General features: G+C 67.1%; 25 protein-coding genes and 1 other RNA gene. 22 read left to right on the forward strand and 4 right to left on the reverse strand.

What is annotated here, in order from left to right:
* Positions 1-4 precede the first annotated feature (4 nt).
* The 4 genes from GGD90_RS15985 to GGD90_RS16000 are packed head-to-tail and all read left to right on the forward strand — an operon-like array spanning position 5 to position 3,316.
* On the forward strand, positions 5-1,495 hold the full coding sequence (locus GGD90_RS15985; RefSeq protein WP_228273791.1) for an MFS transporter: 1,491 nt from the start codon (positions 5-7) through the stop codon (positions 1,493-1,495).
* Positions 1,495-2,052, forward strand: coding sequence for a DUF3833 domain-containing protein (locus tag GGD90_RS15990; RefSeq protein ID WP_184415257.1), 558 nt, complete (start codon positions 1,495-1,497; stop codon positions 2,050-2,052). The genes GGD90_RS15985 and GGD90_RS15990 overlap by 1 nt, the downstream gene beginning before the upstream one ends.
* A gap of 16 nt (positions 2,053-2,068) precedes the next feature.
* Positions 2,069-2,869 carry an SDR family NAD(P)-dependent oxidoreductase gene (locus tag GGD90_RS15995; protein WP_153117703.1) on the forward strand — a complete coding sequence of 267 codons (801 nt, stop codon included), beginning with the start codon at positions 2,069-2,071 and terminating at the stop codon, positions 2,867-2,869.
* 9 nt (positions 2,870-2,878) lie between these two features.
* Entirely contained in the window at positions 2,879-3,316 is a 438-nt protein-coding gene (locus GGD90_RS16000) for a nuclear transport factor 2 family protein (protein WP_153117704.1), read from the forward strand.
* A 57-nt stretch (positions 3,317-3,373) separates the two neighbouring features.
* On the opposite strand, the gene GGD90_RS16005 is transcribed toward GGD90_RS16000, so the two are convergent.
* From GGD90_RS16005 to GGD90_RS16020, 4 genes are read right to left on the reverse strand one after another with little or no spacing between them, the layout of a single operon-like run.
* Positions 3,374-4,060, reverse strand: a complete 687-nt coding sequence (locus GGD90_RS16005; RefSeq protein ID WP_153117705.1) for a BON domain-containing protein — start codon at positions 4,058-4,060, stop codon at positions 3,374-3,376.
* On the reverse strand, positions 4,057-4,650 hold the full coding sequence (locus GGD90_RS16010; protein ID WP_153117706.1) for a phosphoheptose isomerase: 594 nt from the start codon (positions 4,648-4,650) through the stop codon (positions 4,057-4,059). The genes GGD90_RS16005 and GGD90_RS16010 overlap by 4 nt, the downstream gene beginning before the upstream one ends.
* Positions 4,651-4,692: 42 nt before the next feature.
* On the reverse strand, positions 4,693-5,103 hold the full coding sequence (locus GGD90_RS16015) for an HIRAN domain-containing protein (protein ID WP_153117707.1): 411 nt from the start codon (positions 5,101-5,103) through the stop codon (positions 4,693-4,695).
* Positions 5,084-5,497, reverse strand: a complete 414-nt coding sequence (locus GGD90_RS16020) for a YraN family protein (RefSeq protein WP_228273792.1) — start codon at positions 5,495-5,497, stop codon at positions 5,084-5,086. Before GGD90_RS16020 ends, GGD90_RS16015 begins: the two co-directional genes overlap by 20 nt.
* 16 nt (positions 5,498-5,513) lie before the next feature.
* On the opposite strand from GGD90_RS16020, the gene rsmI reads away from it, so the two are divergent.
* From rsmI to ftsA, 18 genes are all read left to right on the forward strand, one after another.
* Positions 5,514-6,371, forward strand: a complete 858-nt coding sequence (rsmI, locus tag GGD90_RS16025; RefSeq protein ID WP_153117709.1) for a 16S rRNA (cytidine(1402)-2'-O)-methyltransferase — start codon at positions 5,514-5,516, stop codon at positions 6,369-6,371.
* Positions 6,372-6,975: 604 nt separating this feature from the next.
* Positions 6,976-8,010 carry a dihydroorotase gene (gene pyrC, locus GGD90_RS16030; protein ID WP_153117710.1) on the forward strand — a complete coding sequence of 345 codons (1,035 nt, stop codon included), beginning with the start codon at positions 6,976-6,978 and terminating at the stop codon, positions 8,008-8,010.
* A 56-nt stretch (positions 8,011-8,066) separates the two neighbouring features.
* On the forward strand, positions 8,067-8,495 hold the full coding sequence (locus GGD90_RS16035) for a hypothetical protein (protein WP_153117711.1): 429 nt from the start codon (positions 8,067-8,069) through the stop codon (positions 8,493-8,495).
* A 127-nt stretch (positions 8,496-8,622) separates the two neighbouring features.
* Positions 8,623-8,997: RNase P RNA component class A (gene rnpB / locus GGD90_RS16040), an RNA gene on the forward strand.
* A gap of 503 nt (positions 8,998-9,500) precedes the next feature.
* A complete protein-coding gene (mraZ, locus tag GGD90_RS16045; protein ID WP_153117712.1) occupies positions 9,501-9,947 on the forward strand; it encodes a division/cell wall cluster transcriptional repressor MraZ in 447 nt (148 codons plus the stop codon).
* Positions 9,944-10,897: a 16S rRNA (cytosine(1402)-N(4))-methyltransferase RsmH gene (rsmH, locus tag GGD90_RS16050; protein ID WP_153117713.1), complete on the forward strand. Its 954-nt coding sequence runs from the start codon at positions 9,944-9,946 to the stop codon at positions 10,895-10,897. Before mraZ ends, rsmH begins: the two co-directional genes overlap by 4 nt.
* A gap of 1 nt (position 10,898) precedes the next feature.
* Positions 10,899-11,168, forward strand: a complete 270-nt coding sequence (ftsL, locus tag GGD90_RS16055; RefSeq protein WP_153117714.1) for a cell division protein FtsL — start codon at positions 10,899-10,901, stop codon at positions 11,166-11,168.
* A complete protein-coding gene (locus GGD90_RS16060) occupies positions 11,165-12,910 on the forward strand; it encodes a peptidoglycan D,D-transpeptidase FtsI family protein (protein ID WP_153117715.1) in 1,746 nt (581 codons plus the stop codon). The genes ftsL and GGD90_RS16060 overlap by 4 nt, the downstream gene beginning before the upstream one ends.
* Positions 12,907-14,424 (forward strand): UDP-N-acetylmuramoyl-L-alanyl-D-glutamate--2,6-diaminopimelate ligase, encoded by a 1,518-nt coding sequence (locus GGD90_RS16065; protein ID WP_228273793.1) that lies wholly within the window; start codon positions 12,907-12,909, stop codon positions 14,422-14,424. Before GGD90_RS16060 ends, GGD90_RS16065 begins: the two co-directional genes overlap by 4 nt.
* Positions 14,421-15,833, forward strand: a complete 1,413-nt coding sequence (locus GGD90_RS16070; RefSeq protein ID WP_153117716.1) for a UDP-N-acetylmuramoyl-tripeptide--D-alanyl-D-alanine ligase — start codon at positions 14,421-14,423, stop codon at positions 15,831-15,833. Before GGD90_RS16065 ends, GGD90_RS16070 begins: the two co-directional genes overlap by 4 nt.
* Complete coding sequence (gene mraY / locus GGD90_RS16075) at positions 15,833-16,921, forward strand: phospho-N-acetylmuramoyl-pentapeptide-transferase (protein ID WP_153117717.1); 1,089 nt, start codon at positions 15,833-15,835, stop codon at positions 16,919-16,921. Before GGD90_RS16070 ends, mraY begins: the two co-directional genes overlap by 1 nt.
* A 1-nt stretch (position 16,922) precedes the next feature.
* The gene (murD, locus tag GGD90_RS16080; RefSeq protein ID WP_153117718.1) at positions 16,923-18,326 is read left to right on the forward strand and encodes a UDP-N-acetylmuramoyl-L-alanine--D-glutamate ligase; all 1,404 of its coding nucleotides are present in this window, start codon (positions 16,923-16,925) and stop codon (positions 18,324-18,326) included.
* Positions 18,326-19,486, forward strand: a complete 1,161-nt coding sequence (gene ftsW / locus GGD90_RS16085; protein ID WP_153117719.1) for a putative lipid II flippase FtsW — start codon at positions 18,326-18,328, stop codon at positions 19,484-19,486. Before murD ends, ftsW begins: the two co-directional genes overlap by 1 nt.
* Positions 19,483-20,541 (forward strand): undecaprenyldiphospho-muramoylpentapeptide beta-N-acetylglucosaminyltransferase, encoded by a 1,059-nt coding sequence (murG, locus tag GGD90_RS16090; RefSeq protein ID WP_153117720.1) that lies wholly within the window; start codon positions 19,483-19,485, stop codon positions 20,539-20,541. The genes ftsW and murG overlap by 4 nt, the downstream gene beginning before the upstream one ends.
* On the forward strand, positions 20,538-21,929 hold the full coding sequence (gene murC, locus GGD90_RS16095; RefSeq protein ID WP_153117721.1) for a UDP-N-acetylmuramate--L-alanine ligase: 1,392 nt from the start codon (positions 20,538-20,540) through the stop codon (positions 21,927-21,929). The genes murG and murC overlap by 4 nt, the downstream gene beginning before the upstream one ends.
* A gap of 8 nt (positions 21,930-21,937) precedes the next feature.
* Positions 21,938-22,879, forward strand: coding sequence for a D-alanine--D-alanine ligase (locus tag GGD90_RS16100; protein WP_184415259.1), 942 nt, complete (start codon positions 21,938-21,940; stop codon positions 22,877-22,879).
* Positions 22,880-22,882: 3 nt separating this feature from the next.
* Positions 22,883-23,632 carry a cell division protein FtsQ/DivIB gene (locus GGD90_RS16105; protein ID WP_153117723.1) on the forward strand — a complete coding sequence of 250 codons (750 nt, stop codon included), beginning with the start codon at positions 22,883-22,885 and terminating at the stop codon, positions 23,630-23,632.
* On the forward strand, positions 23,629-24,858 hold the full coding sequence (ftsA, locus tag GGD90_RS16110) for a cell division protein FtsA (RefSeq protein ID WP_153117724.1): 1,230 nt from the start codon (positions 23,629-23,631) through the stop codon (positions 24,856-24,858). The genes GGD90_RS16105 and ftsA overlap by 4 nt, the downstream gene beginning before the upstream one ends.
* The last annotated feature ends 4 nt before the right edge of the window (positions 24,859-24,862 follow it).

Here is a 24,862-nt window from a genome sequence, read left to right on the forward strand (position 1 = left end):
CTCCGTGAGACCGCAGACGTCGGCGCCCGTCTCTGCGCCACGTCAAGCGCCGCTGGCCGCGTGGTTGCGGCGGCTGGCCTACGGCGCGCTCGGTCTGCCATTGGCGATGGCGGCGCTGCCGATTTACGTGCATGCGCCGCGCCTGTGGGCGGAAAGCACCGGCATGAGTCTCGGCCTGCTCGGCGGATTGTTGCTCGCCACGCGCCTGCTCGATGCGGTCATTGATCCGCTATTGGGCGCCTGGGCCGATCGTGTCGGCAGCCGGCGGCGGCTGATCGTGCTGGCGCTGCCTTTTCTCGCTGCCGGTTTCGTCGCCTTGCTTCATCCGCCGGCGGACGGCAACGCTGTGCTCTGGCTGCTCGCCGCGCTGCTGACCACGTACTTCGGTTTTTCGCTGGCGAGCATCGCCTACCAAGCCTGGGGCGCCGAGATCGGCGCCGACAGCGCCGAGCGTACGCGTCTGGTCGCCTGCCGCGAGGGTTTCGGTCTCGTCGGCGTGGTACTGGCGGCAGCCTTGCCCGGCATTCTCGCCGGTGGCGACGGGCTGGCGCTGGCCGACGGTCTGGCGCAACTCGCCTGGCTGTTCCCGCCCTTGCTGCTGTTGCTGGCGGCGCTGACCTTGACGGCGGCACCGTCAGCCATCGCCGACGGTAAGTCTGCCGGAACCGCGGTCGACGAAGCCGCGCCTGCCGACACGGCGAGTACGGTAGCTGCTGCTGCGGTGCCGCTCGCCGTGACCGCGCACGAGTCGGTACTCGCCAGCCTGCGCCGGCCGCTGGCTGATGCGCGCTTCCGCCGCTTGCTCGCGGTATTTGTCGTCAATGGCGTCGCCGCCGCGCTGCCGGCGACGCTGGTCCTGTTCTTCGTCGCCGACATCCTGCAGGCGGCGGCGTGGAGCGGCGCTTTCCTCGGATTGTATTTCGTCAGCGGCGTCGTCTTCCTGCCGCTGTGGGTGGCGCTGGCGCGGCGCATCGGCCGGGTGGCGGCGTGGTCGCTGGCGATGGCCACCGCCTGCGCGGCTTTTGTCTGGGCGGCCGGGCTGGGCGCTGGCGACGTCTGGCCTTTCGCTGTCGTCTGCGTGCTCTCCGGTGCGGCTTTCGGCGCCGATCTGGCGCTGCCCGCCGCGCTGCTTGCCGATATCGCGCGCGGCCCCGGCGTCGCTCGCGAAGAAACAGCAGGCGCTGCGGGCGGGCGGGCCCAGGGAGCCGACGGCGAAAACGCGGCAGGCGCCGGCGCCGAAACCCTGCCTGTCGCCAGCGCGACGCCGCAGGCCGGCGGTTACTTCGGCTGGTGGAACCTCGTCGGCAAGCTCAACCTCGCGCTTGCTGCAGGCGTCGCCTTGCCGCTGCTTGAGCTTGCCGGCTACCGGCCGGGCGTCAGCGATGCGGCGGCGTTGTCCGGTCTGGTCGTCGTCTATTGCGGTCTACCCATTCTTTTCAAGACCCTCGCTGCCGCGCTCGCCTGGCGCTGGCGGAATTCGCTGGAGAAAGCGTAATGAAATCACTTCGTTCAATGATTGCTGCCGGTGTGCTGGTTCCGCTGCTCCTTGGCGGGCTGGCCGGTTGTGCCGGTACCACGGTCGATCAGTACCGCGCGCAGCAGCCGACGCTCGACCTGCGCCAGTACTTCAACGGCACCATCGACGGCTGGGGCATGTTCCAGGATCGTGGCGGCGAGGTGAAGAAGCGCTTCCATGTCGTCATCGACGCCAAGTGGGAGAAGAAGGACGGCGTCGATGTCGGTACGCTCGACGAACATTTCACCTGGTCGGACGGAACGACCTCGCAGCGCGTGTGGACGATCACCCGGCAGGCCGACGGACGCTACAGCGGCAGCGCCGGTGACGTCGTCGGCGCTGCCGACGGCGAGGCGGCAGGCAACGCGCTGCGCTGGCGCTACGTGCTGGCGCTACCGGTCGACGGCAAGGTGTGGAACGTCGATTTCGACGACTGGATGTACCAGATGGACGACAAGGTGATGCTCAATCGCTCGGAAATGCGCAAGTTCGGCATCCGTCTTGGTGAAGTGACGCTCAGCTTCAGCAAGCGTTGAGCGGCGAAGGCGTGCGATGAGCGGACTCAATCCGGCGATCAGCGACTGGCGTGGCCAGCGCGTCTGGCTGTTCGGTGCCTCGACCGGCATCGGTGCGGCGCTGGCGCGCGATCTGGCGCGGCGCGGTGCCCGCCTGGCACTGTCGGCACGCAGTGCCGACAAGCTGGCGGTGCTCGCCGGTGAAATCGCTGCGGCGGGCGGCGTCGGTGCGCCGGCGCCCCTGCTCCTGCCTTGCGATGCAGTCAATGGCGACAGCCTGGCGCGGGCGTGGGCGCAGTTGCTCGATGCCTGGGGCGGCGTCGATGTGGCGATCTACCTCGCCGGCGATTACACGCCGATGCACGCCGACGCCATCGACATGGCCGTCGCCCGGCGTCTGATCGACGTGAACCTGATCGGCGCCATCGCCTTCACCGCGCTCGTCGCGCCGCAGCTGAAAAGCCAGCGTTCCGGTCAGATTGCGCTGACGGCGAGCGTTGCCGGCTATTGCGGCCTGCCGAAATCGCTGATTTACGGCGCCAGCAAGGCGGCATTGATCAATTTCACCGAGACGCTCTATCTCGACCTGTCGCCGTCCGGTGTCGGCGTGCGCGTGATCAATCCCGGTTTTGTCGCCACGCCGCTGACCGCGCAGAACGATTTCAGCATGCCGGCGCTGCAGACGCCCGAGCAGGCGGCGGCGGCGATTGTCGCCGGCTTTGCCACGGGTGATTTCGCGATCGATTTTCCCAAGCGTTTCACGCGCGTGATGAAACTGCTCGCGCATCTGCCGTATCGCCTGTTCTTTCCGCTGGTCAGCCGCTTTACCGGTCTTTGAGGGAATTCCATGTCTGCCGTGCCGCCATCGCTCGAACGTCTTGTTGCCTTCTACGAGGACTTCTCGCCGGCGAGCGTCGAGCGTTTCGGCGAGTTCTACAGTGCCGATGCTTACTTCAAGGATCCGTTCAACGAAGTGCGCGGCCTTGCTGCGCTGCAGCGCATCTTCCTGCACATGTTCCAGCAGCTCGATGCGCCGCGCTTCGGCATCGTCGATCGCATCGTCGACGCCGGCGGTGCCGTGCTGGTGTGGGAGTTCACCTTCCGCATGCGCAGTTGGAAGGCGGCCGAGACGCAGCTGATCCGTGGCGTTTCGCACCTGAAGTTCGACGGCGAGGGCAAGGTCTGCTGGCACCGCGACTACTGGGATGCCGCCGAGGAGCTGTACGCCAAGCTGCCGCTGATCGGGTCTCTGGTGCGCGGCCTGCAAAAGAAACTGGCCGCTTGAGCGGCCAGTCATCCTGATCTTCACGGGCGCCGCGCTGCGCGCTTCCCATGATGGGGGTCAGGAGGCCGGGCGCGAGTCCGGCTGCTTGCTCTTGTCCGGCGGCGGCAGGTCGAGTTCCTTGGCCTTCGCGTCGCTGATGATTTCCATCAGGTTGACCACTTTCATCACGCCGGCCGTGGTACGTGTGATTTCCACCGCCGAATCGGCTTCGCGCTGCGTCAGCAAGCCGAGCAGGAATACCGTGCCGGCTTCGCTGACCACCTTGACGTGATTGGCGTTGAATTGGTGGATGTCGACGAAGCGAGCCTTCACCTTCGAGGTGATGAAGGCGTCGTTGCTGCGCGCCGTGAACGCGCTGGCAGCGGCAATCGCCAGTTCGTTATAGACGCCGGCAACATTCGGCACGGCACTGACGATGCGCTCGATTTCGGCGCGGATTTCCGGCGAAGCCGCTTCACCCGAGAGCAGTACCTTGCGGTTGTAGCTGGTGAAGTTGACGTGCGCCTTGTCGCCGATCTTTTCGGAGACGCGCGAACTGGCTTTCCACTCGATCGTCTCGTCCTCGGTCTGCGCGCCGAAAGTGCGCCGGTCGAGCGTGGCGAGAACGCCGGTGCCGACGCCGGCGGCGACGATCGGGAAGCAGCCTTGCAGGTTCGGCAGCAGCGCGCCGCCGAGCAGCAGGCCGATGAGCAGGCGCTTGTTGATACGGGCTTTCAGGTTCGCGGTGTTCTTGTGCGGGATCATTCTTCTACTCCCAGAAGCAGGCAGTCGATTCCGTCGCACAGACAGTGGATCGCGAGCAGGTGGGTTTCCTGGATGCGCGCTGTCCGCTCGGAAGGGACGCAGATATGGATGTCGTCGTCGCGCAGCAACTCGCCGATGCGTCCGCCGTCGCGGCCGGTGAGGGCGACGACGCGCATGTCGTGTTCGTGCGCGGCATGAATGGCAGCGATGACGTTGCCGGAATTGCCGGAAGTTGAAATCGCCAGCAGCACGTCGCCGGGCTGGCCGAGCGCGCGTACCTGGCGGGCGAATACCTGCTCGAAGCTGTAGTCGTTGCCGACGGCGGTGATGATCGAGGTGTCGGTAGTCAGCGCGATCGCCGCCAGCCCCTGCCGTTCGGCTTCGAAGCGGCCGACCAGTTCGGCAGCGAAGTGTTGTGCATCGCCGGCCGACCCGCCGTTGCCGCAGGCCAGTATGCGCCCGTTATTGACCAGGCTGCCGACCATCGTTTCGACGGCACCGGCGATCGGGGCGGCGAGCAGTTCAAGCGCGTCGAGTTTGGTCCGGGCACTATCCTCGAAGTGCTGGCCGATGCGGCTGATCAGGTCCATGAGTGGCTGCGGCGAGAGTGGAAAGTGCCGGCGATTCTACCATCACAGCGTCAGATAGACGGCGAAGGCGATCCGCCGCCACGGGTCGCGCTCGTCGCGCAGCGCCGTAATCCGCGCTTCGAGGCGCTCGCCGCGGTCAAGCGCGGCGGCGACGGCGCGATTCTCGGCGCGCGGAACATAACCAAGGGTGTGACCGTTCCAGTCGACGCGAACGGCCCTGCGGTCGTGCCGGTTGTCGGCCTCGCGCACCAGCGTCAGCCGGTCGCCGACCTTGAGTTGCGGCCAGACTTCGGCGACAGCGTGGTACTGGCTGCCGGCCAGTGGCGAATCCTGCACCAGGATCTGCACGCTCTCGGCGTCGGCATATGTGCTCCAGAGCAGCCAGCAGAACACCAGCAGGCGGGTCAGCCAGCCAGCGCCGGCGCGCCTGGCGTCAATCGCTGCTGAACGCATTGCGTAGCCACTCGATATGCGTCGTATCGAGTCCGTCGAGCAGGATGCAGTCGAAGCGACAGTCGGCATCGAAGGAGCCGTGGCGTGCCAGCCAGTGACGTGCGGCGAGGATGACGCGGCGCTGCTTGCCGTGGCCGATGCTGGCCGCGGCGCCGCCAAAACCCGGATGACGGCGCAGGCGAACTTCGACGAAAACCGTGCACGCGCCGTCGCGGCAGACGAGGTCGATTTCTCCGCCACGGCAGCGGAAGTTGCGCTCAAGCAGCTGCAGGCCTCGCGCCACGAGATAGCGGGCCGCCAGTTCCTCGGCCTGCCGGCCGCTGGCATGGCGCGGGTCGGGTGCGCTGCCTGGCGCGGCGCCCGCTGGCCGCTGCGTGGTATCTTTGCCGCTCACTGGGAACCCCTCCGTCATGACAGAAGAATCTCCGGCATTGTATCTGGCGCCGACGCCGATCGGTAATCTTGGCGACATCACCGTACGTACGCTGGAAGTGCTGCGCGCCGTCCGCTGGGTGGCTGCCGAGGACACGCGGCATAGCGCGCCACTGCTGGCGCGCTTCGGCTGCGCTGCAAAAATGATCGCCTGCCACGAACACAACGAGGAAGCCGCCGCCGCGCAGGTGATCGGCCGATTGGCCGACGGCGAATCGGTGGCGCTAGTGTCCGATGCCGGCACGCCGGCGATTTCCGACCCCGGCGCAAGACTGGTCGCGCGCGTGCGCGACGCCGGCTACCGCGTCGTGCCGCTGCCCGGTCCCTGCGCCGCGGTGACGGCCTTTTCCGCTGCCGGGCTCGCCGACGCGCACTTTCTTTTCTACGGATTCCTGCCGGCGAAAGCCGGCCAACGGCAGGAGGCTTTGCGTGGCTTGGCGGCGCTACCTTACGCGCTGGTTTTCTATGAGGCACCGCACCGCATCGTCGATACCGTCGCCGCGCTGGCCGAGGCCTTCGGCGGCGAGCGCAGGCTGTTGCTGGCGCGCGAACTGACCAAACTGTTCGAGCAGATCCACAGCTGTCCGCTGGCCGAGGCCGTCGCCTGGCTGACCGCCGACAGCGACCGCCAGCGCGGCGAGTTCGTTCTGGTCGTCGCCGGCGCCGCAGCAGTGGCCGACGACGGCGACAGCGAGCGCGTCCTGCGCCTGCTGCTCGCCGAGGGCCTGCCGGTGAAGCAGGCGGCGAAGCTGGCGCACGCCATCACCGGCGCGGCGAAGAATGCGCTGTACGCGCGGGCGCTGGAACTACGCGCGGATTCTTCGGCTGCCGATTAGCCAGCCGGCGAAGGATGCTTCCTGGCTTTCCCCGAGGATGCTTACTGGTGCCGCAGCACCTGCGGGCCTGCGTTCAGAGAAGTCTTCGGCCGCTGCGGGCCAGGTCGTGCGCCCGAACGTGGGCGTGTTTCGATTTGGGCCAAAACACAAGTCTCGTTTCTGTCTGAGCTTCGGTGCGCACGCGGGGGTGGGGCCGGGGCGCCTCATGGCTGCACAAATCGTTGCCCCGGCCCCACCCCCGCGTGGCTGACAGGGCAGGCGTATCTACCCGATTGCAAAAGCGGTTCAATCGCGCATTTTCAGTGTGCCCCAACGCTTGGCGAGGCGGGCCGGGTGCCGGGTGCGACGATTTGTGCAGCCATGAGGAGCGCCCGGCGCCCGGTCTGCCGAACGCACAGCGCGCGAACGCGTCGGCAACCCGGAACGGCTAATACCAGAGCTGGCCAATAGCCGACTTCAGGACAATGTCGAGAGTGAAGCCTTTCCCGGAAGCGCAAGGCTGCCTCCCGGTACTGCATCTTTTCGCCCGCCAAACCGGTCCCCGCCGCCGTCTGGCGCGAAATCCTCTAGAATTCCGGATCGAAACATCATCAGGCTTCATTCCATGCAGATCACTCTCACGCGCCCCGACGACTGGCATTTACACCTGCGCGACGGCGATGCGCTCGCCGCCGTGCTGCCGCACACCGCGCGCCAGTTTGCGCGCGCCATCGTCATGCCCAACCTGAAGCCGCCGGTCGTCAGCGTTGCCGACGCGGCGGCGTATCGCGCGCGCATCCTCGCTGCCTTGCCGGCGGGTCTCGATTTCACGCCGCTGATGACGCTCTACCTGACCGACCGCACTTCAGCCGACGAAATCCGTCGTGCCGCCGACAGCGGTTTCGTGCATGCGGTCAAACTCTATCCCGCCGGCGCGACGACCAACTCCGACGCCGGCGTCAGCGATCTGGCGAACTGCGACGCGGCGCTCGCCGAGATGGAGCGACTGGGCCTGCCGCTGCTGGTGCATGGCGAAGTGACCGATCCGGCGATCGACATCTTCGACCGCGAACAGGTGTTCATCGAACGCGTGCTGCAGCCGCTGCTGGCACGGCATCCAGGCTTGCGCGTCGTCTTCGAGCACATCACGACGCAGGAGGCGGCCGAATTTGTCGCCGGCGCCGGCGCCAACGTCGCCGCGACGATCACCGCGCATCACCTGCTCTACAACCGCAACGCCATCTTCACCGGTGGCGTGCGCCCACACTATTACTGCCTGCCGGTGCTCAAGCGCGAGCGGCATCGTGCGGCGCTGCTGCGCGCGGCGACGTCGGGTGATGCGCGCTTCTTCCTCGGTACCGATTCGGCACCGCACGCGCGCGGCGCCAAGGAAGCGGCTTGCGGCTGTGCCGGCTGTTACACGGCGCACGCCGCGCTCGAGTTGTACGCCGAGGCCTTCGCCGCGGCCGGGGCGCACGACCGGCTGGAAGCTTTCGCCAGCTTCAATGGCCCTGATTTCTATCGTCTGCCGCGCAATTCCGGCCAGGTCACGCTGCTTCAGGAAACGTGGACGCCGCCGGCCAGCTATCCCTACGCTGGCGGTGACAGCATCGTTCCGCTGCGTGCCGGCGAAACGCTGCACTGGCGCCTGCTCGATTGAGCCGCATCGTGCTCGCCTGACCGACCTGCAACAGATCACGTTCGAGGAGAATGATCGTGTCGCCGTTCAAACTGCTTCCGCTGCTGGCACTGCCGCTGCTGGTGGCGTGCTCGGACGAGCGCGCCACTTTCCCGATCGATGGCAACACCCAGCACGCGCTGACGGTGATTCGCCAGCAGCAGACGCCGTGGGCACGCAAGGGCGACTACGTTCTGGTGGCGATGCGCATGCCCGACTGCATGCGCCGGCACAAGATGGAAACCGCTGGACTGGAAACGCCGATCGAGGTTTTTGCGCCGGGCAACAATGCCTGGATATTGCGTCAGGGGCGCCGCATGTACGTGGTCGAGACGCGCAGCTGCGAAGGCTTTGCCCGGCTTGAGGGCGAACCCGAGGGCGGTTTCGGCCGGCTGGTCGGTACTTTCCGCAGTGTCGATGGCGAGTTCAGTTTCGTTCCTGAAGAGGCGCCGCCAGCGGCCAAGTAGCTGCGCGCCCGCTGCGGGCGTTTCTTTCCTTCGCTTCACGGCGTTCCCCCTTTGTGGATGACGACTCGTCAGTGCCCGGCGAGAAAGTGCGGGAGGCGGCTGGCGGCCGCGTATAATCCGCGCCGGGGAAGTCAGTCAGACAGCCGCCGGGCGCTTCATGCGCCGGGAGGAAAGTCCGGGCTCCGCAGAGCAGGATGCCGGCTAACGGCCGGGCGCTATAAGCCGCAAGGCGAAGGCGACGGAAAGTGCAACAGAGAACAGACCGCCGATGGCCCTCCCGGAAACGGGCGGGATCAGGTAAGGGTGAAACGGCGAGGTAAGAGCTCACCGCGGACGCGGCAACGCGGACGGCACGGTAAACCCCATCCGGAGCAAGGCCGAATAGGGAAGCAATGACGTTGCTCGCGTCGCTTCCGGGTAGGCTGCTTGAGCGTGCCGGCAACGGTACGCCTAGAGGAATGGCTGTCCACGACAGAACCCGGCTTATCGACGGGCTTCCCCACCTCATATTCCTGTCTGTCCAGCTTGCCGCCGTGCGCAGCCAACGGCCGGCAGCGTCGAGGCGCGCGTGATTTCCCGGTTCGTGGTGCTGCTGCTACGTCCGGCGTGTCGGCCGTGTGCGCTTGGGCTGCCTGCGCGCAGCCGTCGGTCAGGCAGCCGCGGTCGGGGCGTCTGCGGCGGTCTCTCCAGGCGCGCGTCCGGCGGCGTTCGCTCGCCCTTGCCCGCGCCCCCCCTCGTCCTTCCCATCAGTCCGCGGCCCGCGTCGTCAGGTCGGCGCATCTCGTTATAAAGCACTTTAACAGGCCTGTTTTTTGTCTTGTTTTTTAACGAGAAATTACCTGCTGTCTCGCCTTCAAAATCGCGCATAAGTCCTTGTCGCGATTGAAAAAAACGCAGATTCGTCCTTGCTTTGCCGAATTGTTTGTCTTAAAGTGGGAGGAAGTGGGGAAAAGTGGGGAGGGATGTATCCTCCCCGTCGGCAGAGCAGGGTGAGGAGTGGCTTGAATGTTCCAGGGGGCGGCAGCGCTGAGTATCGACGCCAAAGGTCGGCTCGCCATTCCGGCGCGTCACCGGGGCGCGCTCGCGGCGGCTGCCGATGGTCAGATGGTGCTGACCGCGCACCCGCATCGCTGCCTGCTGCTCTATCCGGAACCCGCCTGGGCGCCGATCCGCGAGAAAGTGCTGGCGGCGCCGAGCCTGCAGCAGCAGTCGGCGCTGATCAAACGCCTGCTCGTCGGTTTTGCGCGCGAGGAAACGCTTGACTCCGCCGGCCGCCTGATGGTCGCGCCCGAGCTGCGCGAGTTTGCCGGCTTCGACAAGCAGGTCTGGCTGGTCGGCCAGGGCGATCACTTCGAAATCTGGTCGGACGCCGGCTGGCGCAAGCAGCAGGAAGCCATCTTCGCGTTGGGCGACCAGCTGCTGCCGCCGGGGCTTGAGGATCTCGCGTTGTGAGTCTGGCCTCAGGGCACCAGACGGTTCTGCTCGCCGAAGCGGTCGCAGCGCTGGCGATCAGGCCGGACGGGTGTTACGTCGATGGCACCTTCGGTCGTGGCGGACACAGCCGGGCGATTCTCGAGCGCCTCGGGCCGCAGGGGCGGCTGCTCGCTTTCGATCGTGACCCGCAGGCAGTGGCGGCAGCGCGGGCCATCGGGGATTCGCGTTTTACGCTGCTGCACCGCCGCTTCGGCGATCTGGCGGCGGCGCTGGCCGAGGCAGGAGTAGGGGCGGTTGATGGCGTTCTCCTTGATATCGGAGTGTCGTCGCCGCAGTTGGACGAGGGGGAGCGGGGCTTCAGCTTTCGCTTTGATGCGCCGCTCGACATGCGCATGGATACAACGCAGGGCGAGACGGCAGCGGAGTGGCTGGCGCGAGCCGATATCAGGGACATCACGGAGGTCATCAGAAACTATGGCGAAGAACGGTTTGCTTTCCAGATTGCAAAGAAGATTGTGGCTGCTCGGAGCGAGCGGCCTGTTGCAACCACAGGCGAACTCGCCGCGCTCGTACGCGAGAGCGTGCGGACCCGCGAACTCGGCCAGGACCCGGCGACGCGCACCTTTCAAGCTCTACGGATTCGTATCAATCAGGAACTCGAGCAGCTTGCGCTAGCCTTGCCGCAGGCGGTCGAGATACTGAAAGCAGAAGGGCGGCTGGTCGTGATCAGCTTTCACTCGCTCGAAGACCGGATCGTCAAGCGCTTCATGCGCGAGCAGTCGGCACCCGATGCATTGCCGAAAGACTTGCCGCTGCGCGCCGATCAGTTGCCACCGGCGCGCCTGCGCCTGCTCGGCAAGCCGGTTCGCGCCGCTGCGGCGGAAGTCGCCGTCAATCCGCGGGCGCGCAGTGCGGTGATGCGCGTCGCCGAAAAACCCGCGCTGGCGCCGGCGCGCGAGGTCGCCTGAAATGGTCCGCCTCAATCTGCTGCTGCTGCTGATTGCCGCCGCCTGCGCGCTGGCAACCGTGACGGCGCAGCACAGTGCGCGCAAGCTCTTTCAGTCGCTCGAAGCCGAGCAGGAGCGTGCACGCCAGCTTGAGGTCGAGTTCGGCCAGTTGCAGCTTGAGCTGTCAACCTGGGCGACGGCACCACGCATCGAGAAGATCGCGCGCGAGAAACTGAAGATGAACGTGCCGGAAGCGCCGCGCACGCTCAGCGCGGCGTTGGGGCAGCGATGATGCGGCTGAAGGGGCGCCTCGCGCACAAGTTCGCCGAAAGCCCGCTGCTGCTGCTGCGCCTGCCGGCCTGGCGTTCGCGCCTGCTGGCCTTGCTCATTCTCGGCGCCTTTGCCCTGCTCATCGGGCGGGCTTTTTACCTGCAGGTGCTGAACAACGACTTCCTGCAGGAGAAGGGCGACTCGCGTTATCGCCGTGACCTCGAGATTTCGGCCTCGCGCGGCCGCATCGCCGACCGCAACGGCGACGTGCTTGCCGTGTCGACGCCGATGAAGTCGGTGTGGGCGATCCCTGCCGACGCCAAACTGACGCCGGAGCAGACGCAGCAGCTGGCGCGCCTGCTCGAAGCCAATCCCAAGGATCTGTCGCGCAAGCTTGCGAGCGAAAAATCCTTCGTCTATCTGCATCGGCAGATCCCGCCCGAGGTGGCCGAGAAGATCGCGGCGCTGAAGCTTCCGGGCGTCGGCCAGAACACGGAATACCGCCGCTACTACCCGACCGGCGAGATGACCGCGCACCTCGTCGGCTTCACCGGCATCGACGACAAGGGCCTCGAAGGCGTCGAACTGGCGTTCCAGAAGCAGTTGCTCGGCCGGCCGGGCAGTCGTAGCGTGATCAAGGACCGGCGCGGCCAGATCGTCGAGGACGTCGGCTCGATCCGGCCGCCGCAGGACGGCCAGGACATCCGCCTCTCGCTCGATTCGAAGATCCAGTATCTCGCTTACAGCCAGCTCAAGCAGGCCGTCGCCGAAAGCCAGGCGAAAGCCGGCGGTGTTGCCGTGGTCGATGCGCGTACCGGCGAAGTGCTGGCGCTGGCCAACTGGCCGACCTACAACCCGAACAATCGCGAATCGCTGTCGGGCGCTCAGCTGCGCAATCGTGCCGTCACCGATGCCTTCGAGCCGGGATCGACCTTGAAACCTTTCACCGTCGCGCTGGCGCTGGAAAAAGGCAAGGTGCGTTTCGACACGGTGATCGATTGCGCACCGGGACGCATGACCATCGGCACGGCGACGATCAACGACGCGCACTCGCACGGTCCGCTGACCGTCGCCGAGGTGATCCAGAAATCGTCGAACGTCGGCGCCGCCAAGATTGCTGCGATGCTGGCGCCGCAGGAGATGTGGGAAATGTTCGATGCGGTCGGTTTCGGCCAGGTGCCCGAACTCGGCTTCCCCGGCGAAGTCAGCGGACGCCTTCGCCCGTGGAAGCACTGGCGTCCGATCGAGCAGGCGACGATGTCCTACGGCCACGGCATTTCCGTGTCGCTGATCCAGCTGATCCATGCCTACACGGTGTTCGCGCGCGAAGGCGAGCTGATCCCGCTGTCCTTGACCCGCCTTGAAGCGCCGCCGCCGAAAGGCGCGATGATCTACAGTCCGCAGACCGTGCGCGAGGTCGTTGCCATGCTCGAGATGGCGGTGCGGCCGGGCGGCACCGCACCGAAAGCACAAATCCCCGGTTATCGCGTCGCCGGCAAGACCGGCACCGCGCACAAGCTCGAAGACGGCGTTTACGCCAAGCGCTACGTCGCTTCCTTTGTCGGATTGGCGCCGGCGTCGGCGCCGCGCCTGATCGTCGCGGTGATGATCGACGAACCCAGCGCCGGCAGACATTTCGGTGGTGATGTCGCCGGTCCGGTGTTCGCCTCGGTGATGGCCGGCGCGCTGCGTACGCTCGGCGTTCCGCCCGACTCGCCCTTGCAGGTCGTCGCCAATGCCCCTGTTGCCAAGGAGTCGCTGTGAGCGAAACTACCCGCTCCCTGTCCCCCGTGTTTTCCGGCGATGCCAACGCAGCGCTGGCCTTCCTCGCCGCGCAGGGCGTCATCGCGCGCGGCGCCGTCGAAGACAGCCGCCGTGTGCGCACCGGCGACATCTTTCTCGCCTATCCCGGTGACTTTGCCGACGGCCGCGCCTACATCGGCGACGCGCTGGCGCGCGGCGCCGTCGCCGTCGTCTGGGAAGCCGGCGACGGTTTCGTCTGGCCGGCCGATGTGCGCGTGCCCAACCTGCCGGTGCACGGACTGCGCGCGCTGGCCGGGCCGCTCGGTCATGCCGCCTGCGGCCGCAGCAGCGAACGCATGTCGCTGATCGCCATCACCGGCACCAACGGCAAGACCAGCATCAGCCAGTGGATCGCGCAGCTGCACCCGCGCAACTGCGGCGTCATCGGCACGCTCGGCATCGGTCGTCCGGGCGCGCTCGTCGATACCGGTTTCACCACGCCGGAAGCGGCAACGCTGGCGCGCACGCTGGCCGATCTGGAAGCTGCCGGCTCGGGGGCCTGCGCGCTTGAGGCCAGCTCGATCGGCATCGAGGAAGGGCGTCTGAACGGCGCGCACATCGATGTCGCTGTGTTCACCAACCTGACGCGCGATCATCTTGATTACCACGGCTCGATGGCAGCCTACGCCGCCGCCAAGGAACGCCTGTTCACCTGGCCGCGCCTGCGTCTGGCGGTGGTCAACATGGACGATCCCTTCGGTCGCGAGCTGGCCGCGCGCACTACCGCCAAGCGGCTGATCGGCTACTCGCAGCTGCCTGCGGCGCAAGCGCCGCTCGGCACGCCGGCGCTGCTGCGCGCCGAGGATGTCGTCACCACGCCGGAAGGCCTGCAGTTCCGCCTGATCGCGCCGAACGGACGCGCCACCGTCGATACGACGCTGATCGGTGGTTTCAACATTTCCAATCTGCTCGCCGTTGCAGCGGTGCTGATCGACGCCGGGCTGACGCCGCGCCAGGTCGCCGAGCGCTTTGCCACGCTGGCGCCGCCGCCGGGACGCCTGGAAACGGTCGGCGGCCGCAACGAACCGCTGATCGTTGTCGACTACGCGCACACGCCTGACGCGCTGGAGAACGCCCTGCGTGCGTTGCGCGCAGTCGCCGGTGCCCGCGGCGCCGCACTGCGCGTGATCTTCGGCTGCGGCGGCGATCGCGACAACGGCAAGCGGCCGCTGATGGGCGAAATCGCCACGCGACTGGCTGACTCGGTGACGCTGACTTCGGACAATCCGCGCAGCGAAGATCCGCAGGCGATCATCGAACAGATCCGCGTCGCCGCGCCGACGGCGGCAGTCATCGCTGATCGCGCCAGCGCCATCCGTCAGGTTGTCCTCGCCGCGCACCCGGCCGATGTCGTGCTGCTTGCCGGCAAGGGACACGAGCCCTACCAGGAAATCTGCGGCGTGCGCCGCCCGTTCTCGGATGTTGCCGAGGCGCGTGGCGCGCTTGCCGCCCGTCAGGAGCTTTTCCCCCAATGATGGATACCTCCGCCGCCGCCCGTGCCGTTGCCGGCCGCCTGCTCGGCGCCAACGTCAGCTTCAGTGCGGTTTCCACCGACAGCCGGCGCATCGCCCCCGGTGCGCTGTTCGTGGCCCTGCGCGGCGATAAGTTCGACGGGCACGACTTCCTTGCCCGCGCCGCCGCGCAGGGCGCCGTCGCAGCGCTGGTCGACGAAGCCGCCGCCGGGCAGTGGGCGGGTCAGGAATCGCCGCTGCCTCTGCCGCTGATCGTCGCCGCCGATACGCGGCTGGCGCTCGGCGCACTCGCCGCCGACTGGCGTCGTCGCTTCACGTTGCCGCTGATCGCCGTCACCGGCAGTAACGGCAAGACGACGACCAAGGAAATGATCGCCGCCATCCTGCGCGCCGCCTTCGGCGACGCCGTGCTGGCAACGGCCGGCAACCTCAACAACGATATCGGTCTGCCGCTGACATTGCTCGGCCTGCGCGCCACGCACCGCGCCGCAGTGGTCGAAATGGGCATGAACCATCCGGGCGAGATTGCCGCGCTGTCGGCGATCGCCCGGCCGACGGTGGCGCTGGTGACCAACGCGCAGCGCGCGCATCTGGCAGGAATGGGCTCGCTGGAAGCAATTGCTGCCGAAAAGGCGAGCATCTACGACGGACTGGCGCCTGAGGGTGTCGCCGTGGTCAATACTGACGAGCCCTGGGCCGGACTGTGGCGGGCGCGCAATGCTGGCCGGCGCATCCTGTCGTTTGCGCTTGAGCGCCCGGCCGACGTCGTCGGCGGCTGCCGCCTGCACGGGCTGGACAATCATCTGACGCTCGATTTTGCCGGCGAACGTATCGAGGTCGAACTTGCCTTGCCCGGTCGCCACAATGCCTGCAATGCACTCGCCGCCGCCGCGGCGACGCTGGCCGCTGGCGTGCCGCTGTCGGCCGTGCGCGACGGCCTTGCCGCTTTCCGCGGCGCACCCGGGCGGCTGCAGCGCCGCGCCGGCATCGACGGTACAACGCTGCTCGACGACACCTACAACGCCAATCCGGACTCGGTCTGCGCGGCAATCGAGGTGCTTGCCGCCACCGTCGGGCGCAAGATCCTGGTGCTCGGCGACATGGGCGAAATCGGCGAGATGAGCGGCCAGTTCCACGACGAGATTGGCGGTTACGCCAAGAGTCAGGGCGTCGACCGCCTGTTCGCGCTTGGCGAAGCAAGCGCCATCGCCGCCCATAATTTCGGCGCTGGCGGCCAGCATTTCCGCACCCCTGAAGCCTTGCTCGCTGCCTTGCGCCCGGAACTGGGCGCCGGCACGACGGTGCTGGTCAAGGGCTCACGCTTCATGCGCATGGAACGCGTTGCCGACGCGATTGCCGCCGACAAGTCTGCAGACGCGCCTTCAGTCGCGCCGGCCGGGGAGAGCCACTGATGTTGCTGCTTCTCTTCCAGTGGCTCGGTCAGGATGTCCGCGCCTTCAACGTCTTCAACTACATCACGCTGCGCGCGGTGCTGGCGGCGATGACGGCGCTGATCATCTCCTTCGCCGCCGGTCCGCGCGTCATCCGCTGGCTGGCGGCGAAGAAGATCGGCCAGGCGGTGCGTACCGACGGCCCGCAGACGCACCTGAAAAAATCGGGAACGCCGACCATGGGCGGCGTGCTGATCCTCATCGCCATCGCCGTCACCACGCTGCTTTGGGCCGATCTCTCCAACCGCTACGTTTGGGTGCTGCTGATTGTCACCGTCGGTTTCGGCGCGATTGGCTGGGTCGACGACTGGAAGAAGGTCGTCTACCGCGACCCGAAAGGACTCGCCAGCCGCTGGAAGTACTTCTGGCAGTCGGTGATCGGCCTGATCGTCGCCGTCTATCTCGGCCTGACGGCAACGGTGCCGGCGCAGATGGAAGTGATCGTTCCCTTCTTCAAGAGCGTCGCCTACCCGCTCGGCGTCATCGGCTTCATCACGCTGACCTACTTCGTCATCGTCGGCACCAGCAACGCGGTGAACCTCACCGATGGCCTCGACGGGCTGGCGATCATGCCGACGGTGATGATCGCCGCCGCGCTGGCGATCTTTGCTTATGTCGCCGGCAACAGCGTCTACGCCAAGTACCTGCTGCTGCCCTACATTCCGGGCGCTGGCGAACTGGCGGTCTTCCTCGGCGCGATGGTCGGCGCCGGACTCGGCTTCCTCTGGTTCAACGCCTACCCGGCTGAGGTGTTCATGGGCGACGTCGGCGCGCTGGCGCTCGGCGCGGCGCTCGGCACCGTCGCCGTCGTCGTGCGTCAGGAAATCGTGCTCGCCATCATGGGCGGTGTCTTCGTTGCCGAAACCTTGTCGGTGGCGGCGCAGGTGCTCTACTTCCGCTATTCGGGGGGCAAACGCATCTTCCGCATGGCGCCATTGCACCACCACTTCGAGCTTGGCGGCTGGAAGGAGACGCAGGTTGTCGTGCGTTTCTGGATCATCACGCTGATGCTCGTCCTCTTCGGTCTGTCGACCCTCAAGCTGCGCTGACATGAACACCGCGCGCGACCTGACTCTCATCCTCGGCCTCGGCGAAAGCGGGCTGGCGGCAGCCAAATGGCTGATGCGTGAGGGCGCGCGCCTGCGTATCGCGGACAGCCGGTCGCAGCCGCCGAATATGGACGGGATCATCGCCGCGGCGCCGGCCGCTGAAATCGTCTGCGGCCCCTTCAACGAATCCCAGCTGCAGGGTGTCGGCCGCATCGTGCTCTCGCCCGGCGTGCCGCTGGCGACGCCGCTGGTGCAGACGGCGCTGGCGGCGGGAATTCCGGTCGTCTCCGAAATCCAGTTGTTCGTCGACGCACTGCGTCGCCTCGATCCGCAGGCCAAAGTGCTGGCGATCACCGGCAGCAACGGCAAGACGACAACGACGGCGCTGACTGCCGCGCTGGCGAGCGCTGCCGGCTACCCGGCGGTGGCCTGCGGCAACATCAGCCCGTCGGCGCTCGACGCGCTGATGACCGCGCTCGATACCGGCACGCTGCCGGCCGTCTGGGTGCTCGAACTCTCCAGCTTCCAGCTGGAAACGACGCATACGCTCGGCGCCGACGCGGCGACGCTGCTCAACGTCAGCGAGGACCACCTCGACCGTCACGATGGCATGGACGGCTATACCGCAGCGAAGACACGCATCTTCCAGGAAGGCGGCGGCCGCCGGCCGCTGCCGGTGTTGAACCGCGACGACGCACGCAGCCTGTCGGCGGCGCGCTGCGGCGAGGGCTTCGTCAGCTTCGGTCTCGATGCGCCGGCGCGCGCGGGCGACTACGGCCTGATCGGCAACGCCATCGCCCGCGGCAACGAGGTCTTGATCGGACTTGATCACCTGCGCCTCGCCGGCCGGCATAATGCCGCCAACGCGATGGCAGCGCTCGCCCTGTGCGAGGCGATCGGCATCGCGCCGCAGGCGGCGCTGGCCGGCCTCGCCGCCTTCGACGGCCTGCCGCACCGCGTGCAGCCGGTCGCCGAAATCGGCGGCGTCATCTACTACGACGACTCCAAAGGCACCAACGTCGGCGCGACGCTGGCGGCGATCACCGGTCTCGACCGGCCGCTGGCGATCATCCTCGGCGGCGACGGGAAGGGTCAGGATTTCGCGCCGCTCGCTGCGGCGCTGCGCGACGACGCACGTGCGCCGTCGACGACGCGCGCCATCGCGCTGATCGGCCGCGACGCCAAACTGATCGCCGCCGAACTCGACGCCGCCGGTGTCAATGCGCCGCGCCAGTCGTGCGTCGACATGGCCGAAGCGGTGCGCTTCTGCGCCGCGCACAGTCGCGCCGGCGACGCCGTGCTGCTCTCGCCGGCCTGCGCCAGCCTCGACATGTACCGCAATTACGCACACCGCGCCGAGGCCTTCATCCTCGCCGCGCATGCGCTGGCGGCGGGAGCGCTGTGATGCTGCGCACCTGGGATTCCCCGTCGCGCGCGCCGGCCGAGGTCGATCCGGCGCTGTTGTGGAGCGCGCTGATCCTGCTCCTCGCCGGTCTGGTGATGGTCTATTCGTCGTCGATCGCCATCGCCGAGGGCAACCGCTTCACCGCGCACCAGCAGAGCTACTTCCTTGTGCGTCACGCGGTCTTCCTGGTCATCGGCCTCACCGCCGGCATCGCCGCCTTTCAGGTGCCGCTGAAGTCGTGGCAGGAAGTCGCGCCTTGGCTGTTCGTCGCCGGTTTCTTGCTGCTCGCGCTGGTGCTGATTCCCGGCGTCGGCCGCGACGTCAACGGCGCGCGCCGCTGGCTGCCGCTCGGCGTCGCCAATCTGCAGCCGTCGGAGCTGATGAAGCTCTTCGCCGTGCTCTACGCCGCCGACTACACGGTGCGCAAGATGCCGCACATGGCCGACCTGAAAAAGGCCTTCCTGCCGATGGCCGCGGCGATGGTCGCGGTCGGCACGCTGCTGCTCAAGGAGCCCGACTTCGGCGCCTTCGTCGTCATCATCGCCATCGCCATCGGCATCCTCTTCCTCGGCGGCATGCGCGCGCGCCTGTTCGCCGTGCTGATCGTGCTGCTGCTGGTCGCCTTCGCGATCATGATCGTCGTCTCGCCGTACCGGCGCGACCGCATCTTCGGCTTCATGGATCCGTGGTCCGACGCCTTCGGCCGTGGTTATCAGCTGTCTCACGCGCTGATCGCCTTTGGTCGCGGCGAACTGTTCGGCGTCGGCCTCGGTGCCAGCGTCGAGAAACTCTTCTACCTGCCGGAAGCGCACACCGACTTCCTGCTCGCGGTGATCGCCGAGGAACTCGGCTTCTTCGGCGTGGTGGCGGTGATCGCGCTGTTCGCGCTGATCGTGCAGCGCGCCTTCGTCATCGGCCGGCAGGCGGTGATGCTCGACCGTCTCTACCCGGCGCTGGTGGCGCAGGGCATCGGTCTGTGGATCGGCGTGCAGGGTTTCATCAACATGGGCGTGAACATGGGCCTGCTGCCGACCAAGGGCCTGACGCTGCCGTTGATGAGCTTCGGCGGTTCTGGCATTGTCGCCAACTGCGCCGCGCTCGCCATCCTCTTGCGTGTGGACTGGGAAAACAGACAACTAATGAGAGGGGCCAAGCCATGAGCCGGACCCTGCTCGTCATGGCCGGCGGCACCGGCGGCCACGTCTTCCCCGGTCTGGCGGTCGCCGAGGTACTGCGCGAACGCGGCTGGAAGATCGTCTGGATGGGCAATCCCGACGGCATCGAGGCGCGTCTGGTCGCCCCGCGCGGCATCGAATTCGCGCCGGTGCGCTTTGCCGCGCTGCGCGGCAAGGGCCTGCTGCGCAAGCTGGCGCTGCCGTTCGCGCTGTATTCGGCGGTCACTCAGGCGAAGCGCGAAATTGAGCGCATCAAGCCGACGGTCGTTCTCGGCATGGGCGGCTACGTCAGCTTCCCGGGTGGTGTCGCGGCACGGCTCGCCGGCATTCCGCTGGTGGTACATGAGCAGAATTCGATCGCCGGCATGGCCAACCGCTGGCTGGCGAAGATATCTCGCCGTGTCGTCACCGGTTTCCCCGACGCGCTGCCACGCGGCGAATGGGTCGGCAACCCGGTGCGCCCGCAGATTGCCGCGCTACCCGAACCCGCCGAACGGCTTGCCGGCCGCGAAGGCCCGCTGCGGCTGCTGGTCCTCGGCGGCAGCCTTGGTGCTGCGGCGCTGAATACGGCAACGCCGGCCGGGCTGGCGCTGTTGCCGCCGACCGAACGCCCACAAGTGCTGCATCAGGCTGGCGAAAAGCATCTGGAAGAATTGCGTCGCGCCTATGCCGAGGCAGGCGTCGAGGCGCAGTGCGTCGCTTTCATTGACGACATGGCGCAGGCCTACGCCTGGGCCGACCTCGCGCTCTGTCGTGCTGGCGCGCTGACCATCGCCGAACTCGCCGCAGCGGGAACGCCGAGCGTTCTCGTTCCTTTCCCTTTCGCTGTCGACGATCACCAGACGAGCAACGCGCTCTTTCTGGCGCACGTCGGCGGCGCCGTTCTCTTGCCGCAGACAGAGCTGACGCCGCAGGCGATCAGCCTGATGCGCAATTACCGTCGTGGCCAGCTCCTGCAGATGGCCGAAAAAGCGCGCGAACTGGCGCGGCCCGACGCCGCAGCAGCCGTCGCACGCGTTTGTGAGGAAGTCGCAGCATGAAGCACAAGGTCAAGAACATCCATTTCGTTGGCGTCGGCGGCTCGGGAATGAGCGGCATCGCCGAAGTGCTCGCCAATCTCGGCTACAGCGTCAGCGGTTCCGATCTGGCCGACAACGCGGCGACGCGGCGCCTGGCGGCGCTCGGCGTGCGCGTGCTGCGCGGACACGCCGCCGAGAACGTCGTCGGTGCCGACGCGCTGGTGGTGTCGACGGCGGTTGCTGCCGAGAATCCCGAAGTCGTCGCCGCGCGCGCTGCGCGCATTCCGGTGGTGCCGCGCGCGCAGATGCTCGCCGAACTGATGCGCCTGAAGCAGGGGATCGCCGTCGCCGGCACGCACGGCAAGACGACGACGACCAGTCTGGTCGCGTCGATCCTCGCGCAGGGCGGGCTCGACCCGACCTTCGTCATCGGCGGCCGCCTGAACGCGGCCGGCGCCAACGCGCGCCTCGGTTCGGGCGATTTTCTCGTCGCCGAAGCCGACGAGTCCGACGCGTCCTTCCTCTACCTGTCGCCGGTGATTTCGATCGTCACCAACATCGACGCCGACCACATGGAGACCTACGGCCACGACTTCGGTCGCTTGAAGCAGGCTTTCGTCGATTTCCTGCAGCGTCTGCCTTTCTACGGTGTCGCCGTCGTCTGCGCCGACGACGCCAACGTGCGCTCGATCCTGCCGCACATCGGCAAGCAGGTCGTCACCTACGGTTTCGACGCCGGTGCCAACATCCGCGCCGAGAACGTCGTCGCCGACGGCGGCCAGATGCGCTTCACCTGCGTGCGCGTCAATGGCAGCGAAAGCCGGCTCGAGGTGACGCTCAACCTGCCCGGCCGGCACAACGTGCTCAACGCGCTGGCGGCGATTGCGGTGGCCAGCGAAGTCGGCATCGACGATGCGGCGATCGTGCGCGCGCTGGCCGAGTTCAAGGGCGTCGGCCGCCGCTTCCAGCGTTACGGCGAAGTCGCCCTGCCGGGTGGCGGACACTTCACGCTGATCGATGACTATGGTCATCATCCGGTCGAGATGCGCGCAACGCTTGCCGCCGCACGCGGCGCCTTCCCCGGTCGACGGCTGACGCTGGCCTTCCAGCCGCATCGCTACACGCGTACGCGCGACTGCTTCGAGGATTTTGTCGGCGTGCTTTCCTCGGTTGACGCCTTGCTGCTGACCGAAGTCTACGCCGCCGGCGAAGCGCCGGTCGTTGCTGCCGATGGTCGCGCGCTGGCGCGCGCCGTCCGCGTCGCCGGCAAGGTCGAACCCTTCTTCGTCGAGGACGTCGCGGCGCTGCCGCGCGCCATCCTCGATACGGCGCGACCCGGCGATGTCGTCATGACCATGGGCGCAGGATCGATCGGCCTGACCGCCGGTCGCGTGCTGGAGGCCGCATGAGCGCTGTAATGACTTCCCCCCAAGATTTCGGCCGCGTCGCTGTCTTGCTCGGCGGCCGTTCGGCCGAGCGCGCCGTCTCGCTGGCTAGCGGCGGCGGCGTGCTGGCGGCACTGCTGCGCCAGGGGGTCAGGGCGGAAGCCTTCGATCCGGCCGAACACCGCATTGAAGACCTCGAAGCTTTTGACCGCGTGTTCGTCGCGTTACACGGTCGCTATGGCGAGGACGGCGCGATCCAGGGCGCGCTCGAACTGATGGGTAAGCCCTATACCGGCAGCGGCGTGCTCGCCTCGGCGCTGGGCATGGACAAGTGGCGCAGCAAGCTGGTCTGGCAGGCCGCCGGACTGCCGGTACCCGAGTGCGTGCTGCTCGATGCAGACAGCGATTTTGCTGCCGTCGAGAAGAAGCTCGGTCTGCCGCTATTCGTCAAACCCGCCTGCGAGGGCTCGTCGATCGGCGTCGTCAAGGTGTCCGAGCCCGGCGCACTACCAGCGGCGTATGCCGAAGCGGCGCGTGCTGCCGTCGCCAGCGGCGGTCTGGTGATCGCCGAGCGCGGCATTTTCGGCGGCGAATACACCGTCGCCATCCTCGGCGACGAGGCGCTGCCAATCATCAAGATCGAGCCGGCGACCGACTTTTACGATTACGAGGCCAAGTATCGCCGCGACGATACACGTTACCTGTGCCCCTGCGGCCTGCCGCCGGAACGCGAGGCAGAGTTGCGCGCGCAGGCGCTCGTCGCGTTCCGCACGCTCGGCGGTCGAGGCTGGGGGCGCGTCGATTTTCTCCTCGACCAGGCGGCCGATCCGGCCGCGGCCGCGGTCTTCTTCCTCGAAGCCAACACCTCGCCGGGAATGACCGACCATTCGCTGGTGCCGATGGCGGCGCGCGCTGCCGGCATCTCCTACGACGAACTGGTGCTGCGCGTGCTCGCGCTCGCCACCACGGGATGATCGATGTGGCACCGTCCCCAGCTGATGACCGTCGTCGCCGATCTGCTGCTCGTTGCAGCAGGCGCGGCGCTGCTCGTCGCTGCCGCACTGTGGGCGACACGGCTACCGCTCTTTCCGTTGCGCGAGGCGGTGGTGGTCAGCGAACTGCACGAAGTGCAGCGCAAGGACGTCGAGCGCGCCATGTCCGGGCTGCTGCGCGGCAACTTCTTCAGCATCAATCTCGACGCGCTGCGCCAGTCGTTGGAGAAGCTGCCCTGGGTGCGACACGCGGAACTGCGTCGGCAGTGGCCGTCGCGGCTGGAAATCGTGATCGAGGAACATCGCCCGGCAGCGTACTGGGGCGAGGGCGGCGGACAGCTGGTCAACGATTTCGGCGAAGTGTTCACCGCGTCGTATGGCGACGAGCAGGACTTGCCCGAACTCTCCGGCCCGCCGGGGGCGGCGGCCGAGGCGCTGCGCCGCTATGCCGAGTTTGCCGAGGGGCTGGCGCCGACCGGGCGCCGGCCGGTGGCGGTGGCGCTGTCGGCGCGTCTCGCCTGGCAGATCAAGCTGGACGACGGCATGCTGATCGAGCTCGGTCGCGAACAGGCAAAGGCGCCGATCGCCATGCGCCTGGCGCGTTTTGTGGAGAATTACTCGGTGCTGGCGGATGGGCGCCGGTCACGGCCGGTCGCGGTGGATATGCGCTATCCGAACGGCTTTGCGCTGCGTTACGCGAGCAGTGCGGGGAATGAAGGCAGGGGACGGGAATGAGCAGGGATAGCAAGGATCTGATCGTAGGACTCGATATCGGCACGTCGAAAATCGTCGCGCTGGTTGCCGAGGTCACGCCGGAGGGCAGACTCAACGTCATCGGCATGGGTTCGCAGGAGTCACGCGGGCTGCGCAAGGGCGTCGTCGTCAATATCGAGGAGACGGTGGCGACGATCTCGCGCGTCATCCAGGAAGTCGAGCTGATGGCCGACTGCAAGGTGAAGGACGTCTACACCGGAATCGCAGGCAGCCACATCAAGAGCTTCAACTCGAACGGCATGGTCGCGATCAAGGACAAGGAAGTGTCGCCGATGGACGTCGAGCGCGTCATCGAGACGGCGAAGGCGATGCCGATTCCGGCCGATCAGGAGATCCTGCACATCCTGACGCAGGAATTCATCATCGACGACCAGGACGGCATCCGCGAGCCGATCGGCATGAGCGGCTTCCGCCTCGAAGTGAAGGTGCACATCGTCACCGGCGCCGTTTCGGCGGCGCAGAACATCGTCAAGTGCGTGCGCCGCTGCGGACTGGAGGTGAATGATCTGGTGCTGCAGCCGCTGGCGTCCTCGTACGCCGTGCTTTCCGAGGACGAAAAGGATCTCGGCATCTGCCTCGTCGATATCGGCGGCGGTACCACCGATCTGGCGGTGTGGACGCAGGGCGCGATCCGCCACACCTCGGTGATCCCGATCGCCGGCGACCAGATCACCAACGACATCGCCATGGCGCTGCGCACGCCGACGCGCGAAGCCGAGGACATCAAGATCAAGTACGGCTGCGCGCTGTCGCAGCTGGCCGATGCCGAGGAGACGCTAGACGTCGCCGGCGTCGACGACCGCCCGTCGCGCAAGCTGTCGCGGCGCGCGCTGGCCGACGTCATCCAGCCGCGCGTCGAGGAGTTGTTCGAGCTGGTGCAGGCCGAACTGCGCCGCTCGGGTTTCGAGGAAGTGCTGTCTTCCGGCGTCGTGCTGACCGGCGGTTCGGCGGTGATGCCGGGAATGATCGAACTTGGCGAAGAGGTGTTCCACATGCCGGTGCGCCTCGGCGTGCCGCGCTACAAGGGGGCGCTTGCCGATGTGGTGCAGAACCCCCGTTTCGCGACGGCCTGTGGCTTGCTGCTCGAAGCTCAGACACAGCGCAAGCGCGGACTGAAGGTGCGGGAAACAGGCGATTTCAAGCAGGTACTCGGCCGGATGCGGTCGTGGTTCGAGAAAAATTTCTGATTCA

The organism is Rhodocyclus tenuis (assembly GCF_014197755.1).
Lineage (GTDB): Bacteria > Pseudomonadota > Gammaproteobacteria > Burkholderiales > Rhodocyclaceae > Rhodocyclus > Rhodocyclus tenuis.

Coding starts and splice junctions, on each gene's coding strand:
- GGD90_RS16010 (WP_153117706.1), bottom strand. CDS start 4,650: ATGGACCTGATCAGCCGCATCGGCCAGCACTTCGAGGATAGTGCCCGG.
- ftsL (WP_153117714.1), top strand. CDS start 10,899: ATGGTCCGCCTCAATCTGCTGCTGCTGCTGATTGCCGCCGCCTGCGCG.
- pyrC (WP_153117710.1), top strand. CDS start 6,976: ATGCAGATCACTCTCACGCGCCCCGACGACTGGCATTTACACCTGCGC.
- GGD90_RS15990 (WP_184415257.1), top strand. CDS start 1,495: ATGAAATCACTTCGTTCAATGATTGCTGCCGGTGTGCTGGTTCCGCTG.
- GGD90_RS16005 (WP_153117705.1), bottom strand. CDS start 4,060: ATGATCCCGCACAAGAACACCGCGAACCTGAAAGCCCGTATCAACAAG.
- ftsW (WP_153117719.1), top strand. CDS start 18,326: ATGCTGCGCACCTGGGATTCCCCGTCGCGCGCGCCGGCCGAGGTCGAT.
- murG (WP_153117720.1), top strand. CDS start 19,483: ATGAGCCGGACCCTGCTCGTCATGGCCGGCGGCACCGGCGGCCACGTC.
- rsmI (WP_153117709.1), top strand. CDS start 5,514: ATGACAGAAGAATCTCCGGCATTGTATCTGGCGCCGACGCCGATCGGT.
- GGD90_RS16060 (WP_153117715.1), top strand. CDS start 11,165: ATGATGCGGCTGAAGGGGCGCCTCGCGCACAAGTTCGCCGAAAGCCCG.
- GGD90_RS16100 (WP_184415259.1), top strand. CDS start 21,938: ATGACTTCCCCCCAAGATTTCGGCCGCGTCGCTGTCTTGCTCGGCGGC.
- GGD90_RS15995 (WP_153117703.1), top strand. CDS start 2,069: ATGAGCGGACTCAATCCGGCGATCAGCGACTGGCGTGGCCAGCGCGTC.
- murC (WP_153117721.1), top strand. CDS start 20,538: ATGAAGCACAAGGTCAAGAACATCCATTTCGTTGGCGTCGGCGGCTCG.
- murD (WP_153117718.1), top strand. CDS start 16,923: ATGAACACCGCGCGCGACCTGACTCTCATCCTCGGCCTCGGCGAAAGC.
- mraZ (WP_153117712.1), top strand. CDS start 9,501: ATGTTCCAGGGGGCGGCAGCGCTGAGTATCGACGCCAAAGGTCGGCTC.
- ftsA (WP_153117724.1), top strand. CDS start 23,629: ATGAGCAGGGATAGCAAGGATCTGATCGTAGGACTCGATATCGGCACG.
- GGD90_RS16105 (WP_153117723.1), top strand. CDS start 22,883: ATGTGGCACCGTCCCCAGCTGATGACCGTCGTCGCCGATCTGCTGCTC.
- GGD90_RS16000 (WP_153117704.1), top strand. CDS start 2,879: ATGTCTGCCGTGCCGCCATCGCTCGAACGTCTTGTTGCCTTCTACGAG.
- GGD90_RS16015 (WP_153117707.1), bottom strand. CDS start 5,103: ATGCGTTCAGCAGCGATTGACGCCAGGCGCGCCGGCGCTGGCTGGCTG.
- mraY (WP_153117717.1), top strand. CDS start 15,833: ATGTTGCTGCTTCTCTTCCAGTGGCTCGGTCAGGATGTCCGCGCCTTC.
- GGD90_RS16070 (WP_153117716.1), top strand. CDS start 14,421: ATGATGGATACCTCCGCCGCCGCCCGTGCCGTTGCCGGCCGCCTGCTC.